At 42.2% G+C, this 15,995-nt stretch carries 16 protein-coding genes; 5 read left to right on the plus strand and 11 right to left on the minus strand.

Features of this window, described 5'->3' with window-relative positions; all coding sequences use genetic code 11:
* Window positions 1–91: 91 nt before the first annotated feature.
* The 5 genes from V7K31_RS01425 to V7K31_RS01445 all read right to left on the minus strand — a co-directional run bounded on the left by V7K31_RS01425 (window position 92) and on the right by V7K31_RS01445 (window position 4,713).
* The gene (locus tag V7K31_RS01425; RefSeq protein ID WP_335092142.1) at window positions 92–814 is read right to left on the minus strand and encodes an ankyrin repeat domain-containing protein; all 723 of its coding nucleotides are present in this window, start codon (window positions 812–814) and stop codon (window positions 92–94) included.
* A gap of 128 nt (window positions 815–942) precedes the next feature.
* Window positions 943–2,637: a DUF1565 domain-containing protein gene (locus tag V7K31_RS01430; RefSeq protein ID WP_335092144.1), complete on the minus strand. Its 1,695-nt coding sequence runs from the start codon at window positions 2,635–2,637 to the stop codon at window positions 943–945.
* Between the two features lie 142 nt (window positions 2,638–2,779).
* Window positions 2,780–2,944: a hypothetical protein gene (locus V7K31_RS01435; RefSeq protein ID WP_335092145.1), complete on the minus strand. Its 165-nt coding sequence runs from the start codon at window positions 2,942–2,944 to the stop codon at window positions 2,780–2,782.
* A 222-nt stretch (window positions 2,945–3,166) separates the two neighbouring features.
* Window positions 3,167–3,592, minus strand: a complete 426-nt coding sequence (locus V7K31_RS01440) for a hypothetical protein (RefSeq protein ID WP_335092146.1) — start codon at window positions 3,590–3,592, stop codon at window positions 3,167–3,169.
* 149 nt (window positions 3,593–3,741) lie between these two features.
* Entirely contained in the window at window positions 3,742–4,713 is a 972-nt protein-coding gene (locus V7K31_RS01445) for a M48 family metallopeptidase (RefSeq protein ID WP_335092148.1), read from the minus strand.
* Between the two features lie 129 nt (window positions 4,714–4,842).
* Between V7K31_RS01445 and V7K31_RS01450 the strand changes: the two genes are divergently transcribed.
* From V7K31_RS01450 to V7K31_RS01460, 3 genes are all read left to right on the plus strand, one after another.
* Window positions 4,843–6,411 (plus strand): ATP-dependent DNA helicase, encoded by a 1,569-nt coding sequence (locus tag V7K31_RS01450; RefSeq protein ID WP_335092149.1) that lies wholly within the window; start codon window positions 4,843–4,845, stop codon window positions 6,409–6,411.
* 107 nt (window positions 6,412–6,518) lie between these two features.
* Window positions 6,519–6,734, plus strand: a complete 216-nt coding sequence (locus tag V7K31_RS01455) for a DUF2839 domain-containing protein (RefSeq protein ID WP_335092150.1) — start codon at window positions 6,519–6,521, stop codon at window positions 6,732–6,734.
* A 125-nt stretch (window positions 6,735–6,859) separates the two neighbouring features.
* Window positions 6,860–8,953: a prolyl oligopeptidase family serine peptidase gene (locus V7K31_RS01460; protein ID WP_335092151.1), complete on the plus strand. Its 2,094-nt coding sequence runs from the start codon at window positions 6,860–6,862 to the stop codon at window positions 8,951–8,953.
* Window positions 8,954–9,018: 65 nt separating this feature from the next.
* Here the strand turns inward: V7K31_RS01460 and V7K31_RS01465 are convergent, their stop codons facing one another.
* Together V7K31_RS01465 and V7K31_RS01470 are read right to left on the minus strand one after the other, a co-directional pair.
* Window positions 9,019–9,552, minus strand: a complete 534-nt coding sequence (locus V7K31_RS01465; protein ID WP_335092153.1) for a hypothetical protein — start codon at window positions 9,550–9,552, stop codon at window positions 9,019–9,021.
* A 107-nt stretch (window positions 9,553–9,659) separates the two neighbouring features.
* The gene (locus tag V7K31_RS01470) at window positions 9,660–9,872 is read right to left on the minus strand and encodes a type II toxin-antitoxin system VapC family toxin (RefSeq protein WP_335092154.1); all 213 of its coding nucleotides are present in this window, start codon (window positions 9,870–9,872) and stop codon (window positions 9,660–9,662) included.
* A gap of 106 nt (window positions 9,873–9,978) precedes the next feature.
* Between V7K31_RS01470 and V7K31_RS01475 the strand changes: the two genes are divergently transcribed.
* On the plus strand, window positions 9,979–10,455 hold the full coding sequence (locus V7K31_RS01475) for a Uma2 family endonuclease (protein ID WP_335092155.1): 477 nt from the start codon (window positions 9,979–9,981) through the stop codon (window positions 10,453–10,455).
* Window positions 10,456–10,557: 102 nt separating this feature from the next.
* On the opposite strand, the gene V7K31_RS01480 is transcribed toward V7K31_RS01475, so the two are convergent.
* From V7K31_RS01480 to V7K31_RS01495, 4 genes are all read right to left on the minus strand, one after another.
* The gene (locus V7K31_RS01480) at window positions 10,558–10,788 is read right to left on the minus strand and encodes a hypothetical protein (protein WP_335092156.1); all 231 of its coding nucleotides are present in this window, start codon (window positions 10,786–10,788) and stop codon (window positions 10,558–10,560) included.
* A 113-nt stretch (window positions 10,789–10,901) separates the two neighbouring features.
* On the minus strand, window positions 10,902–11,333 hold the full coding sequence (locus V7K31_RS01485; protein WP_335092158.1) for a type II toxin-antitoxin system VapC family toxin: 432 nt from the start codon (window positions 11,331–11,333) through the stop codon (window positions 10,902–10,904).
* Entirely contained in the window at window positions 11,326–11,580 is a 255-nt protein-coding gene (locus V7K31_RS01490; RefSeq protein ID WP_335092159.1) for a YlcI/YnfO family protein, read from the minus strand. The genes V7K31_RS01485 and V7K31_RS01490 overlap by 8 nt, the downstream gene beginning before the upstream one ends.
* 235 nt (window positions 11,581–11,815) lie before the next feature.
* Window positions 11,816–12,328 carry a hypothetical protein gene (locus tag V7K31_RS01495; RefSeq protein ID WP_335092160.1) on the minus strand — a complete coding sequence of 171 codons (513 nt, stop codon included), beginning with the start codon at window positions 12,326–12,328 and terminating at the stop codon, window positions 11,816–11,818.
* 399 nt (window positions 12,329–12,727) lie between these two features.
* Between V7K31_RS01495 and V7K31_RS01500 the strand changes: the two genes are divergently transcribed.
* Window positions 12,728–15,487, plus strand: coding sequence for a M16 family metallopeptidase (locus V7K31_RS01500; RefSeq protein ID WP_335092162.1), 2,760 nt, complete (start codon window positions 12,728–12,730; stop codon window positions 15,485–15,487).
* The last annotated feature ends 508 nt before the right edge of the window (window positions 15,488–15,995 follow it).

The raw sequence follows: 15,995 nt of genomic DNA on the forward strand, positions 1-15,995 counted from the left end.
AAATGCCACCAGTTGAAATTTAAACTGGGCATTGATAACCCTGTGTTAACATTATCGCCACAACACCCAAACTAGGGCAATTTAAAAAACGTTAATCAAACTTTTTAGAGTGTGGAAATAGCTCATCAATTGCTTGCTCAACTAACCTGAATACAGGTTTAGGATACAGCGATGGATTTTGGGTTACATTTTCAAGGAACTGATAGCTAATGGTTTTAATATCAGCACCTTTCTCTAAGAGAAACTGAGTTAAGGGTGAATACGAGCGAGTGAAGAGTGAATGCTGGCCTCGACTGAGAGCAAGTGTTAGAGGTGTAAGTCCATCATGATTTAAGTAGTTAACATCTGCTCCTCGCTCAATTGCTTGTTGCACATCAGCAACTCTATCAAGTATAAGAGCATAAATCAAAACTTCATTGGGATGGAATTTTTCAAAGCCTTTCTTACTCGCATTTTTTGCTTCTCGCCACTGGTATATACTCTTAGCGAATCCTTCTACCTGTTCTTTTGATCTCCAAGGCCGCATATAAAACGATCCTTTTAGCTTTGGTAAATAGACATATCGTGCCCGCCAATTCGTTAATCGCTTTTCATCGATAACCATTCTGACCAATTTGGATGAGCCACGATGACGACCTACAACAACTATTTTATCGTAACCATCACCCCAAATTTGAGCAGAACAGTAAACCTTTGTATTTGGACTGAAATGTTTTGTCCCATACTGGATTTCATGGTTCTCACCAAACGGTTGCTCCGAAATAACATTTGCAACTAGACACCACTCAAGACATTTTTCAAATTGCTCAGTCATGGTTCACTTCAGATAGCCATTAAGGATAATTTTATCGCAAGTAACTGATTTGAAATCTGAGCAATGTATTTGGAAGCGCCAGACTAACAAATTATTAGTCTGGCGCTTCTAATTTGCTAACTAGGCATTTACTGAACTGTTACCAAATAGGATGAGAGAATTGGTTGAGCGCGTCCAGCATTGACCAGTGCCTGGTAAACAAAGGCAGCAACTTCGGCTCTAGTCGCTTCACGAGTAGGATTGAGTTGCTTCACTGTGGGATAGTTGATCACTAATTGCCGTGCAGTTGCCGCAGCAACAGGTGCGATCGCATAATTAGGAATCTGGGCAGCATCGGTGTAAAAGGAAAGGACATTCTGATTACTCGTAGTTAAGCCCAAACCATTAGCTAAAGCTACTAACGCCTGCACTCTGGAAATTTGCTGCTGTGGCTTAAAAGTTCCATCAGGATAACCAGAAACAAATTGACTCTGGTAAGCAGATTGAATAGCAGCGTAAGCCCAGAAATTGCTTGCTACATCCTTAAACTTAATGACTGGGCGTTTGGCTGGTGATGTTAGGGCTTTAGTGACAATAGCGGCGAATTGAGCGCGGGTTACAGGTTCATTGGGTTTAAAACTACCATCAGGAAAGCCAGCAATAATATTTTGCGAGGCTAAAGCTTGGATGTAGTTTTTTGCCCAGTAATTTGTTGGCACATCTTTAAAGGCACCAGTCCCTCCAGGAGGTACGTTAACAGATGCGGCAACAAAATCTACTGAGCCAAAAATCTTTTTCTGATTAATATCGTTGCCAACAGCGAGAATTTTACCAGTTTTGGTAGCGTTGTTCACATCATAACGAGTGTTATTGCGAATAAGATTACCACCAGGATCTTCGTTAGTGCCAAGGTTGGGTAAAGCATTGACAGTTGCGACTACACCATCCCGCTTATTGTTCTGAATGACATTCTTACGCAATACGGGCTTCGCTGACTCTGAGATAAAAAGACCGTCTTGGTTTTCGATAATTTGGTTTTCCACAATTAGGGGTGTGGAAGTGCCACCGATCGCTAAACCAAAACCAGTATCCTGAAATAAGTTATTGCGAATTTCTCCTTGGGAAGCTTTCGTAATTGAAATCCCATTGCCTTTGTTTTGCACAAACAGGTTACTTTCAATTTTGGGATTGCCTGTACCCGTAACAAAAACGCCCTCTCTGACACTGTTAGTAAAAGTACTGTTTTTGATAATGGGATTAGTTGACTCCACCCACACACCCGTACCTCGGCTATTTGGGTTAGTAACGCTGACCCCGGTGATCGTGGTATCTTGCTCGGCAAGGATGGTAATGTCCTGTCTGGCAAAGGAGCGACTAGTGTAGAAACCTCCACCTGTAATCAATATCGCCTGACCTTTAGTAGATTCATCACCCCGCAGTGTAACCCCAGGTTTAAGCAAGAGGGGGAAGCTTTCGCCACTTTCTTGGTTATAGTTCCCAGGTGCTAATTGAATAACTGCACCTGATTGGGCTTGACTGAGAGCGAAACTGATGCTTTTGTAGGGTGCAGTTGACGTTGTACCAACACCAGCACTATCTGCACCAGTTGCGGGATTAACGTAAATGACTGCGGCTGTTGCAGGAGCTTGCGCTGTGAGAGTTGGGGGGATACTTTCTGGGTGAGTAGCACCAGCATTAACCTCACTGGGTAGTAGTATTGACCCACTACAAACAACAAGCATTGCTGTTAGTCCGGCTCCCACGCGTAAAGTATATCTAAGATGACTGCTAGAAAGAAGGCGAAAATTTTTCGCTAGAGAAATGTGAAAACCCCGATATTTCATTTTTTGAGTCTGTGATGTGCTGAATTACGGTATGTCGAACAAGGTTGAAAGTAACAGCCTTGTAGCTGCTTTAAAACCCATGAAAAACTATACTGGATGATTAGCACTGATTCAGCTAAATTCCCTAGATCCATCACAGAACTTATACATTAGTTATATTCTGAACTACCCCATCCCTAAAAGGCTTGTCATTACCCACATTTTCGTAATAGTCAAGGTGTCGCACAGACAGGCAATCCAGCCCAGAACTTAAGTTCTGGGCTGATAGCTCAAGTCCACTTAAGTGGACTGAAATTTTTCCTTTCACAGAGTTTACCTATCCACATCGCTTAAAATCTTAATATTTAGTCCTCTTCAGAGGACTTGAGCTATTAGCCTCGGAATTTATTCCCAGGCGGGTTAGCAACGAAGCGTCAGATTTAAAAATGTTGGTAATGATAAGCCCTAAAGGGAGGGGGTTCCAATTCACGGAGTGAGTTTCGTTTACCCCGCTACTGCTAACAGCACTCAGCACTGTTTCAGTGAATTGTCAATTTGTCTGTGATTTTAGCGAATGCCTAGATGAAACAGCTTTCATTTTCAAGTTCGTAAATTGCACGATCGCCTTTACCAATTCTTGCTGTTCTGGTTGTAAATTCAGTGTTTCTAGGGCTTGATTTATGTTCTTACCAGCGCGGAGATTGTGAGTCAGTTGGGTACGTTGCGATGTATTTAAGACTACCTCAATTTCCCTGTTTCTTCTCTGACGCACAGCTTGAAGTTGTTGGCTTTGTAGAGGAGTCAGGTTAATCTCCGACGAGGTGGAGTGGCTTGCAGTTTTAGTAGTTTGAGCGAAAATGACACCAGAAGTAGTAGGGAGTTGAGCGGGTGCAGCTAAGGCAATTCCCGGCATGAAGAGAAGAAGGGCAAGAATATTAGCGAACACAGAAAGCCATTTTGTCAAGTGAATTGCCATATTGATAAATACCTACATCTAAGTAAAACCTCACCCCAACCCTCTCCTTAGTAAGGAGAGGGAGCAAGAGTAAGGAGAGGGAGTAAGAATCTTGTTTTTCATCTGGTATATTTGCAAAATTGAGATGCTACTCGGTAATTCTTCCTTAATTACGAATTAGGATCATTCCTTTTCATTCTGTCAATTTCCCGTTGTAATTCTTCAATTTGACGGCGTAAAGTTTCTGTTTCATTTACGGAAGATTCGGCTGCAACATTTACTGCTCCTGAAGCAGGCGATCGCTGATAATTTCCTCGGCGAATTTGCTGATATTCTTCGGATACTGCCCATTGCCGTAAGTAATGCAAGCGTTCTACAGGGAAGGGATGGCTCAACATCATACCCTGAGCGCCACTGTACATCAAGAATTTATACACCTGATTCAGTCCATCTTCATCCAATGCCTGATAATTTTCTGACTGCTTGATAAACTCTTGTAAACTACATTCATTGGCATATTTGTTACTACCGCCAGAGACTTTCATCATCAAAGACATCACGGGATTCAAGTCATCCATCACCAGTAGTGCGGCGCGATCTGACGATAACTCGGCTTTGCGCCGCCACTCAAAAAAGGCGTAAATCAAGCCTTGAGAGACAAAATTACCGATACCGAAGGTCAATTCTCCCAAGGCAGAAGCAGCACTCATCGCCCACATCGCCATTTGAATTAAAATAGTATGACCACATTTAATATGCCCCAGTTCATGGGCTAACACCGCCCGAATCTCGGCTTCGTCTAGTAAGTCTAGTATCCCTGTATTTATGACTATGTAAGGATTCTCTTGCCCCAGCGCATAGCTATTTGCTTGGGGATTTTGCGAGACAAAGAGTGTCGGTTCTGGGTAAATGTCCAAATCTCGGACGCATTCCCGAAATATCTGGTAAATAGTGGAATATTGACGCGGCCCAACTTGGATGGTGCTACCCATTAGATAGACTAATTGAGGACGTTCGTAGATAAATTCCACAAATTTACGAGCGATTAAATCAAATCCTGGTAAGTTTCGTAAAGCTTGCTCGGCTTGACGATCTAGTGGATGCCTGAAGGCTTCGCTGGAAATTCCTGTGTAAGTTGGCATAATTTAGGGTAATTGGTGATTGGTCATTGGTCATTAGTATTGGACAAAGGACAAATGACAAAGAAAGGACAACATAATAGAAATGGGGCAATTGGAAGTAAAAGTCACTTTGTATGGGATTAAAAGCGTGTGATTGAGGCAGAAGTTCATTTGTCACTACATAACTTTTTGCGATCGCAAGCGGGGTTCCCTTCCTGGCCCCATCATTTGACGATGGCACGGTTGGTAGCACGCGCCTTGCGCCTGGGACGTAGCGCCCTAATTCAAGTCGGGGCAGTTTGTGGCTATCAAGGGCGGTATCGTACCAGTTTCGTAGCATCAGCCCTAATGTGGCATGGCCCTGTAATTATTGTTGCTCAAGAAGCGGTGCAGCAACTTCTGCTGCGGGTAGAAATTCCGCGTTTACAGCAGTGGCTACCAGCCAACAAACCGATTAGGACGGGTGACGCTTGGCCTGGTGCCGAATTCCAAGGACTACTGTTAACCTCCCCAGAAGCTTGGTTGAGAGGACAATTGGCTGGTGGCGATCGCTTTCCCCAAGGCATCCCCACAATTATTGATGGGGTAGATGATCTCGAAGATTGGGTGCGTACTCAGCTTACCCAAGATATTCAACCCCATGATTGGGATCAACTCATCCTCGCTTGCCCAAACGAAGCTGAGGCAATTCATGAAGCACGGATACAACTGACACACGAACTTTTTCAGCATCCTCCCAATCCCTATGAGTGTTATCTAATTTCCCAGCCAGAAATAGAAATTTTAAGTCGTCTCTATTCTACTTTCGAGTCAGTACAAGCACTGCCAGAACCTTGGAAACAATTCTGGCAGCAATTTCAAACCCTCGACGAAAATCTTTCCCCCCCTGGCTCCCCTGCTCACCCTCCTCTCTTCTGGGCGACTATTGCCCATCGACAAGGTTTATTTTCTTTGCACTACGCCCCAATGGAATTAGGGGAAATCCTCTCCCCCATTTGGCAGCGACAACCAGTAGTTTTAATTGGCAGCGCTATCGAACCGGAAACTGAAGCTCCTCTTTTCCGAGATCGCCTGGGTTTGGACGATTTGACTTGTCTGAAGTTCTCTTCGGAGAGTCAAGCAGAAGCAATTCAACTGTATGTACCTTATAAGTTGCCCCTACCTAACACCCCAGAATTTCAAGCGGCATTTATTCACAAAGTCCGCACACTGGTTTGTCTAAGTGCTACAGCACCAGGATTAACGGTTGTCTTAGTCGGGGATGTCCCACTGAAGTCTCAAGTTGCGGCAATTCTGGCCTCAGAGTTTGGTTCGCGGGTGCAAGTAGAAAAAACTTGTTTAGATGAAAATGGTATTTTGATTAGCGGTTGGGAATTTTGGCGAGAACATCAACGAGTCTTGCCTGCACCCCAACTGTTAATTATTGCTACTTTACCTTTACCATCTTTAGAAAATCCCCTAGTAGCTGGTAGGGTAGCTCGCTATAAGCGATCGCATCAAGATTGGTTTCGTTTATATTTGTTGCCATCTGCCTTGAATGAATTACAACGAGCGATCGCTCCAGTCAGAGAAAGTCAAGGCATTGTTGCTTTGCTTGATAGTCGCGTAATTAACCGCAGCTACGGCGCTCAAATTCTCGCAGCTTTAAGTCCTCTGGCACGCATTAACTATCTCGATCCCAGTCTATTTTCTAACACTGGCGAAGAAAATTCTGCTTAAGGTAATTTGTTAATGCCCCATGCCCCATGCCCAATGCCCTAATTGTCTATAGCCATGATTCCTGGCAAAATAAATTTAGAACCTAAATAGAATTTGAGTTGCTGATTATGGGTGAAGCAAAGCGTCGTAAAACTACACTAGGGGAAACATACGGTCAAGAGACTCGAATCTTGCCTTGGCTTCCCATCACAAAAACTCAATCCGAACAATTTGTCACTTGGACTACTCGTGGTGCCTGGATAGGCATTATCCTGATGGTTGTCGGATGGGCAACTATCCGTTTTCTCGGCCCAGCCTTCGGTTGGTGGCAAGTAGTCTACTAAATCCTGCTGTTAATCCTCTCACCTAGAAAGACCTTGAATCTTACTCCCCTTCCCTTGTAGCGAAGGGGCTGGGGGTTAGGTATCTATCTTTGTAGTATATAAAGAAGCACTTTTTACCTGAGATTATGCCCTCCTCTGAAAAACCCCTCACCTACCCATCCAGCCACAAAAGCAATCAAGTCGATAACTACCACGGTACTTTAGTCGCAGATCCTTACCGTTGGTTAGAAGATCCTGACTCGGAAGAAACAAGGACTTGGATTGAGGCAGAAAATCAAGTTACTTTTGGCTACTTGAGTGAAATTCCTACCAGGGAAAAAATTAAACAGCGCCTCACCAAACTTTGGGATTATGAAAAATATGGTATCCCTTTTAAACAAGGCGAATCTCTGCCAGACGGTTCCAGCGATCGCTATTTTTATTTCAAAAATGACGGGCTACAAAATCAAAGTGTCCTCTACACCTTAAAAACCCTCGACGACCAACCCAAAGTTTTACTCGACCCCAATAAACTTTCAGAAGATGGTACTGTCGCTCTTTCCGGATTGTCTATTAGCGAAGATGGTAAACTTTTAGCATACGGTCTATCCGCCTCTGGTTCTGATTGGCAAGAGTGGAAAGTACGCGATGTTGAAACTGGCGAAGACCTCCAAGACCACCTGAAGTGGATTAAATTCTCTGGCGCATCGTGGACACACGATCATCAAGGTTTCTTCTACAGTCGCTACGATGAACCGAATGAAAAAACTCAATTAGAAGATGTTAACTATTATCAAAAGCTCTACTATCATCAACTAGGTAAACCACAATCAGAAGATATACTAATTTATCATCGTCCTGACCAAAAGGAATGGGGTTTTAGTGGCGATGTTACTGAAGATGGACGCTATCTAATAATTTCGATTTGGCTGGGAACTGACTCCAAGAATTTAGTTTTCTCTAAAGATTTGACTAACCCTAATGCTGAGGTTGTAGAACTGATTAACCAGTTTGAGGCAGATTATAGCTTTATAGACAATGATGATAGCGTCTTTTATTTCCGCACAGATTTAAATGCACCACGCGGACGAGTAATTGCCATTGATACCAAAAACCCTGCCAAGGAAAATTGGCGAGAAATCATTCCCCAATCCGCGGAAACTTTGGAAAGTTTAGGGATACTCAATAACCAATTTATTGCTGATTATCTCAAAGATGCTCACAGCCAAATTAAAATTTTTGACCTCAAAGGTGCGTTTGTACGTGAGGTGGAACTACCTGGACTCGGTTCAGCCGGAGGCTTTGGAGGGAAGCGTAATGATACCGAAACTTTTTATAGTTACACCAGTTTCACAACACCAGGAACTATCTATCGCTACGATATGATAACTGGGAAAAGCACTATTTTTCGCCAACCACAAGTAGATTTCAATCCTGCTGATTACGAGACTAAACAAGTCTTTTATCATAGCAAAGATGGTACTAAAGTACCCATGTTTATTACCCACAAAAAGGGCATTAAATTGGATGGGAATAACCCTACTTATCTCTATGCTTATGGCGGTTTTAATGCCTCAATGACACCTAGTTTCTCCGTAAGTCTTTTGGTATGGATGGAGATGGGTGGTATCTATGCTATGCCCAATATACGCGGTGGTGGAGAATACGGTGAAGAATGGCATCAAGCAGGAATGAAGGATAAAAAGCAAAATGTCTTTGATGACTTTATTGGCGCAGCTGAATGGTTGATTGCTAATAAGTATACTAAGACTGAGAAGCTAGCGATCGCAGGTGGTAGTAACGGCGGTTTATTAGTGGGTACTTGTATGGTGCAACGTCCCGATTTGTTTGGTGCAGCCTTACCAGCAGTCGGCGTCATGGATATGTTGCGGTTCCACAAATTTACCATTGGTTGGGCTTGGACTTCCGAATATGGTTCAGCAGATAATCCAGAAGAGTTTACAGCGCTATATGCTTATTCGCCACTACACAACATCAAACCAGATACAGCTTACCCAGCAACTTTAATTACCACAGCCGATCATGACGATCGCGTTGTCCCTGCTCATAGTTTCAAATTTGCCGCAGCTTTACAAGAGGCTCACGCAGGTGATGCGCCAACGCTAATTAGAATTGAAACTAAAGCCGGACATGGTGCGGGTAAACCCACGGCTAAAATTATCGAAGAAGTCGCCGATAAGTGGGCTTTTTTGGTGCGTACTTTAGATGTTGAAGTTTAGGAGTTGATTTATTTGTAGGGTGCGTTAACGCAATATAACGCACCACATTTTTTCCATAAGCTCAATTATTTCAGTGCATCTGAATTCAGATCAATTGAGGGAGCATTAGCACTGATCAAGTTACCACCTTTGAATAAAAAGTTGCCAATGACATTTTTTGTCTGTGGCGCATATTCCCAAGGATCTTGTGCAACCCAAACTACCCGAACTTCGCGTGTCCACATCTCATTTGTCTTCTCAGCAGTGGAACTAACTGTTTCCACCACATGAGTTACGCGATGACCATGATTGTAATGGTTTTGGCACAAGAGAATGCGATCGCCCTGAACTGCTTTGTTTGCATCATTTTTTTTTCGTGCTAATCTCTTACTAATTTCCTCCTCGCTCAATCCTTTCTTCAAGTCTTCGTTCATTGCCCAATGCAAATAGAAGGTAACACCAATTTGAGGATCTTCTTGGTAAGACCATTTTGTTCTTTTACTAGCAGTATGATTAACAAGCTTGAGGTATTTAATATTTAGGTGATTATCAGTTGTTTCTAAAGAAGGTTCTTTGATTACTGTCGGGAGTTGAATTTTTGGAGATAAACTTTGAGCCATAAAAAAATTACGTGAGAAAGCAGGAGTGAAAGCTACAGTTATATAGTTCCCTGAAATTCTCTCCAAATTGCAGTAATAGCTATTAAAAGTCAAACTTCTCTAAACTGCTATATTTCTCCTAATTCTCGGAGATAAGCAAGTCGGGGTGTGAGTTGCCTAACCAGTGCAGCATCAGCCGTCCAAAACTCCGCAGACGCACTCTCAGCGCAAGCAAGAAATGCTGCATCATAAAGGGTAGATAATCCGTATTTATCGGCAATTTTCCAGATTATTGCCCTAATTGCCTCTTCTTGAATGTAATCAATAGGCAGTTCTTGCATGAGATTTTCGCTATCAATCAACGGAAAATGTCAGCAATCAGAGTGTGAGTCTCAATATTAATAGATGAGTTAAAATTAAATCAATCACTCTAGGCAAATATTAACTATGAGATGGGAAGAAGTTTGTGAACATAAACAATTACAAGATTTACCCTTCAAAATCGAATTAAATAAATGGGGTCAAATCGTAATGAGTCCAGTAAAAATTAAACATTCTTTTTATCAAGGAAGAATCCAACGTTTATTAGAATCTTGCTTGAATACAGGAGAAGTGATGCCAGAATGTGCTATCAACACATCAGATGGTGTGAAAGTTGCTGATGTTGTCTGGTGTTCACAGGAACGATTCTCTCAAATTGAAGATGAAGTATCAGCTTCTATTGCACCAGAAATTTGTGTAGAAGTCAAATCCAGTGGTAATACTTTGGAAGAAATGGAATTTAAAAGAAATTTATATTTAGAAGCTCAAGCTGTGGAAGTATGGTTATGTAATGAACAAGGTCAAATTAAATTCTATAATGAACAAGGTGAATTAGGTCAATCTTTGTTAGTTCCTAACTTTCCTAAGCAAATTAAACGGTAATTGCAGATAAGATGGGAGAGAGCGTAGTTTGCCGCCGTAGGCATCGCCTAAATTACCTATTTGTTTATAAAATACATTTTAAAATTATTCATAAACATATACTTAATATTTTCGTTGGAGTTGGTCAACAGAAACTACCTTACCTCCTTCAACATTCTTCTTTGCTTTAGCCAACGCTTCTTTAAACCCCTCTATTTTCAAGAATTCTTCAGTTGCTTCATTATCGTCTCTTTCTACTAAATCCGCTAAAAAATCAGCAGCGACTAATAATCTCTCTGGGGAAAGTTGATCAACATATTCTTTAATTTGCTGGCGAATTTCTACTTTATTCATAAAATTTTATGAGGTTTTGTAAAAATTATAATGTAAATCGTTTTTTTATCAATTGGTGAGCATTTTCTTCAAGAAAATGCAATACGTATTAAAAGTCAAACTTCCCTAAACTGCTATATTTCTCCTAATTCTCGGAGATAAGCAAGTCGGGGTGTGAGTTGCCTAACCAGTGCAGCATCAGCCGTCCAAAACTCCGCAGACGCACTCTCAGCGCAAGCAAGAAATGCCGCATCATAAAGGGTGGATAATCCATATTGCTCTGCAATTTCCCAACTTCTTGTCCGAATTGCCTCTTCTTCAATGTAATCAATAGGCAGTTCGCAGAAGTCTTCAAAAAAACCTTGTGCTTCTCCTGTTGTGATAACTCCCATACGGGTTTTCTTTCTTAGCACAGATCCTACTTCTGCCCAAGCAAAAGCTGGAGCCACTAAGGGTATACTCAGACTTAAGGCTTCTGCTACTAGCTTTCTAGCTTGAGATTGATAAACTTCTGGTACAAGATAGGGAATCCAAACGCTGGTATCTAAACACAAAACTCTAGTCACGTCGCCCTTCGTCCTCTCTGAGGCTGCGAGTCAAATCTGTAGAGGCTGCTTGTATCCCAGTTTTAGCTTTAACGGTTTCGCTACGGGCAATTATTCGTTGATGGGCAGCCCATCCCCTGCGGCGGCTCACCTCACGTTCCAAAGCCTCAACCACCAAATCATTCAAGGATTCGCTACCTTCCTTAATTTTCTTAGCTTTGACAAGTAAATCAGCCGGAAACCGAATCGTTAGGGCTTCGCGTTCCATAGCGATAATTGCAACCAAACATTGATACCATTTATTATAACCGAGTTGGTAAATCTCTTGTAATCAGTCGCTAATCTACTTCTGAGGCTTTGATCAAAAGATATTATCACCGAGATGCCAAATTAAAAAAGAATCAGGTTAAGCAATAAAGGTGAAGAGAAACAATTATTTACCTTCACCCTTAATGCTTTCCTCCATCTGAGCAAGAAGTTTAATTTTTTTAACTCTCTTGTGCTTAAAACGCAACAGATTGGGCTGTCCCCTTCAGAGAGATTGTTGTATAAATTTGCTTCTGCCCCTGGTTGAATTGAGGAATCACAGAAAAGCGGTTTATTGTGGTGATTCCTTTAGTTTCAACTTTTACTTCGTTGCTATATGCAAGGTTTACACGAGGTATGAGCAAGGTAAATGTGGTGTTGCCAGTATCTACTGTCTTTTTAATAGTCACAGTCACTAGTGTACCAATTTCCGTATCTACAGTACGGATCTCATCTCCCGCAAAGTTTAATGTCTGTTTCTGCTCTTGATAGTTGAAAAGGGGCTTACCAGTAAAACTTGACGTTGAGTAATTAATACTGACTTTCTCGCCTTGGGAATTATACCCTATGAAATTATACAAGTTCGGTGTTTTTTCTTCTAGAGCATGAGATTGTAATACAGGTATTGCTGCTAAGGTTATACCTAATGTGAATGATGCAATTAAGTTTCTTGTTTGCATATTTAAAAAAGTTATTGCTAGTTTGACCAAGATATCTACCCTGATGGGATGACAATAAGAATGAAACCAATTATGAAAGTGGATATTCCGGAAAACTTGTCAAATGAAACACATCGCAATCGTTGTTAATATACTTGTAATAATTTGTAATAGGGCGTAAAGTTACATCTGTCTTGAAAATCGAGAAGAAGTGGCAATAAATAAGGAAAGGGATTTTTATACCCTCGTTGTGGGCTATTGCTCGTAGGTGTCTTGCAAATAGGTAAACTTGAAAACCGACTATTACAGCATCGCGGAAATAAAGCTACCATTGAAAATGGTAAAAAAGCCGAGAATGTAAGTCTTTTGACTTTTTCAAACCGGTACTAAGGTTTTGTTTTATAATTAGAAATTTTGCATTTCCCATTGCTTATGAAGCTACGCTCATATATGCTTATCGGGTTTTTACTTAGCCTTTTCCTAAGTATTGTGCCTTTTTCGGGCAATTTCACCAATGCTGCAACACCGACAGCGATCGCACCTGTATCTGCTCTCTCATTCACCCAAGGGGTAAAAAAAACGGTATTGGACAACGGCTTAACAGTGCTAACTAAGGAAGTCCATACTGCTCCAGTAGTGAGCGTACAAGTTTGGTATAAAGTTGGTTCACGTAATGAGGTTAAGGGAGAGAATGGCATTTCTCACCAGCTAGAACATTTGATGTTCAAAGGTACAACTGACCGTCCAGTGCAGTTTGGCAGGTTGTTTAGTGCCTTGGGTAGCCAGTTCAATGCTTTTACTAGTTATGACGAAACAGCTTACTTTGGCACAGTGCAACGAGACAAACTCGAAGCATTGTTGACACTGGAAGCCGATCGCATGGAAAACTCCTTAGTTGGGACTGAGCAACTAAAGAGTGAAAAGCGGGTGGTGATCTCTGAGTTACAGGGGTACGAAAATTCCCCAGGCTATCGTCTGAGTCGGGCAGTGATGCGAGATGCTTTCCCTAGCAGAGCCTATGGCTTACCTGTGGGAGGCACAAAAGCAGATGTACAGAAATTCACGGTGGAGCAGGTGCGGAATTATTACCAAACCTACTACAGCCCAGAAAATGCGACGCTGGTGATTACAGGGGATTTTGCCACAGAACCTGCACTCAAATTTGTGAAAGAAACTTATGGTAAGTTGCCAAAACGAGCCAAGACGGCTGTAGCTGAAAATTCCGCCCAGGTGACTGCTCCTACCTCTGTTGCTAAAAAAGCGGGGATCGTTTTGAAGCAACCTGGAAGTGCGGCACTGCTGCAAGCGGTGTATCCGTTAACAGATATCAACCATCCTGATGTCCCGGCAATTGATGTGATGGATGCCATCCTCACCGGTGGACGTAGTTCTAGGCTTTACCAGGCTTTGGTGGAATCTGGACTCGCTAGTTCAGTGAGTGGCGGTGCTGCCGAACTCATTGAACCCGGTTGGTATGAAATTGATGCTACGGCGGCTCCGGGTAAAGAGTTGGGGAAAATTGCCCAGGTACTCCAGGAATCTTTAGCAAAATTGCAACAGCAGCCTGTTACGACAGAAGAATTGAATCGGGCGAAGACGCAACTGCAAGCCTCGTATATTTTGGGTAATCAAGACATCACTAGTCAAGCTACGCAACTGGGGTATAACCAAACTGTGGCGGGGGATTATCGTTTTATTGAACGGTATCTGGCTGCGATCGCTAAAGTCACCCCAGATCAAGTCCAGGAAGTAGCAAAAACTTACTTAAATCCGGCTAAACAAACCATCGGCTTCTTTGAGCCAACTCAACCAGATGGTAAACCAGGAACTTCTAACGCTGGTTCTAGTCGCACGGTGGAAAATTTCAGCCCCGGTAAACCTGTAGATCCAGCAGAACTGGCTAAATATCTACCACCTGTTACATCAGCTACAGATTCGGGCAAACAACCACTACCAGAAGAGTTTACCTTAAATAATGGTTTGCGGGTTCTGCTGTTGAGCGATCGCAACCTCCCCACCATTAACCTGAGTGGACAAATTAACGCCGGTACTGAATTTGACGGCAATCAAAAAGCTGGATTAGCGAATCTGACTGCGAAAAACTTAATGAATGGGACGCAGACTCAAAATGCTTTGGACTTGGCAAAAACCTTAGAAGACCGGGGAGCCAGTTTAGAGTTCGGTGCTAGCCGCGAAGGAGTTAGCATTAGTGGTCAGGGGCTTTCCGCAAACTTGCCGATATTAATTCAAACTCTGGCAGATGTCTTAGAAAACGCCACTTTCCCAGCCGATCAGTTAGAACTGAGTCGCCAACGGGCCCTGACAAGTCTCAAAGTCCAGCTAGATGACCCCAAAGGACTGGGACGACAACTATTTCAGCAAGCAATTTACCCAGAAAATCATCCATTCCATAGCTTTCCCACAGCCGAGAGCTTAAAGAGCATTACTCGTAATCAATTGCTTGGCTTTTACCAGACACACTACCGACCAGATAGCACGACGATCGCTTTAGTTGGAGACTTTGATCCAGTTAAGGTAAAAGCTTTGTTAAATCAGGTGTTTGGCAAATGGCAAGCCACAGGTAAGCTACCTGTGCTGAAAATAGCATCTGTGCCATTACCGCAAACTTTGACACGTTTAAACAAACTAATTGCTGGTAAAACAGAGGCTGTTACCTACATCGGCTACAACGGCATCGCTCGGAAAGACCCGCGTTTTTATGCAGCACTAGTGCTGAATCAAATTTTGGGTGGTGATACCTTATCGAGCCGCTTGGGTACAGAAGTGCGCGATCGCCAAGGTCTAACCTACGGTATTTTCAGTGGTTTTGCCGCCGGAATCAATCCCGGCCCCTTTTTGATTCAGATGCAGACTGCTCCTGGAGATACCCAAAAAGCGATCGCCAGTACTCTCGCTTTACTCAAACAGTTGCGCGAACAAGGTATAACGGAGGCTGAATTCAACGCGGCAAAACGCTCAATTACTAATAGCTATCCCGTGGATTTAGCTAATCCCAGTGATGTATCAAGCATGATTTTGGATAATGCTGTCTTGGGACTTTCACGATCAGAAATCCGAGACTTTCCTCTGCGGATTCAAGCAGTCACTATGGCTCAAATGCAACAGGCAATTGAGGATTTAATTAAGCCGGAAAATCTGGTGATTGTCACCACCGGGCCTGAAGATAGTGTGCCCAAGATAGGATCGTAATTTCACATAAAGGTGCAAAGTACATCTTTGCACCTTTACGTATTGACTGAGATTAGACCTTTTGCTTTTATTGGGATTTTTATCAAGAAGTCTATTGAGCAATACCATTTGGATTAAGACTTTAACCTAGCTGATTGCCATATATTACTAATTGCGATCGTCTAAACTTTATCAAAACTTTTTTTAGATTAAATTATCGGGAATAATTAAAAATATCTGAAGTTAATTCATCTCTAAAATTAAGTAATTAAACCGGAAAGCAATCATTTATATTAAGTTAGAAATTCTGAATATTTCAGTGGAAATATCAAAGACGAACCTATAAAATTGCGTTACTGTTAGAACGTCCGCATACAGTCAATCACAATTATGAAAAGTCGGGAACATATTGATCCTATTTTTGAACGACTTTTTTCTAAGAGGATGTTTTAAAAGTTGAAGCGGGTCAAAAATTATGCAAGTCGCCTGACCATAATACGTATCATCGCAATATAAATAAAAGTCTCAG

The organism is Nostoc sp. (assembly GCF_036917675.1).
In the GTDB taxonomy this organism is placed as follows: Bacteria; Cyanobacteriota; Cyanobacteriia; order Cyanobacteriales; family Nostocaceae; genus Nostoc.

Coding starts and splice junctions, on each gene's coding strand:
- V7K31_RS01425 (WP_335092142.1), bottom strand. CDS start 814: ATGACTGAGCAATTTGAAAAATGTCTTGAGTGGTGTCTAGTTGCAAAT.
- V7K31_RS01430 (WP_335092144.1), bottom strand. CDS start 2,637: ATGAAATATCGGGGTTTTCACATTTCTCTAGCGAAAAATTTTCGCCTT.
- V7K31_RS01440 (WP_335092146.1), bottom strand. CDS start 3,592: ATGGCAATTCACTTGACAAAATGGCTTTCTGTGTTCGCTAATATTCTT.
- V7K31_RS01445 (WP_335092148.1), bottom strand. CDS start 4,713: ATGCCAACTTACACAGGAATTTCCAGCGAAGCCTTCAGGCATCCACTA.
- V7K31_RS01455 (WP_335092150.1), top strand. CDS start 6,519: ATGGGTGAAGCAAAGCGTCGTAAAACTACACTAGGGGAAACATACGGT.
- V7K31_RS01460 (WP_335092151.1), top strand. CDS start 6,860: ATGCCCTCCTCTGAAAAACCCCTCACCTACCCATCCAGCCACAAAAGC.
- V7K31_RS01465 (WP_335092153.1), bottom strand. CDS start 9,552: ATGGCTCAAAGTTTATCTCCAAAAATTCAACTCCCGACAGTAATCAAA.
- V7K31_RS01470 (WP_335092154.1), bottom strand. CDS start 9,872: ATGCAAGAACTGCCTATTGATTACATTCAAGAAGAGGCAATTAGGGCA.
- V7K31_RS01475 (WP_335092155.1), top strand. CDS start 9,979: ATGAGATGGGAAGAAGTTTGTGAACATAAACAATTACAAGATTTACCC.
- V7K31_RS01480 (WP_335092156.1), bottom strand. CDS start 10,788: ATGAATAAAGTAGAAATTCGCCAGCAAATTAAAGAATATGTTGATCAA.
- V7K31_RS01490 (WP_335092159.1), bottom strand. CDS start 11,580: ATGGAACGCGAAGCCCTAACGATTCGGTTTCCGGCTGATTTACTTGTC.
- V7K31_RS01500 (WP_335092162.1), top strand. CDS start 12,728: ATGCTTATCGGGTTTTTACTTAGCCTTTTCCTAAGTATTGTGCCTTTT.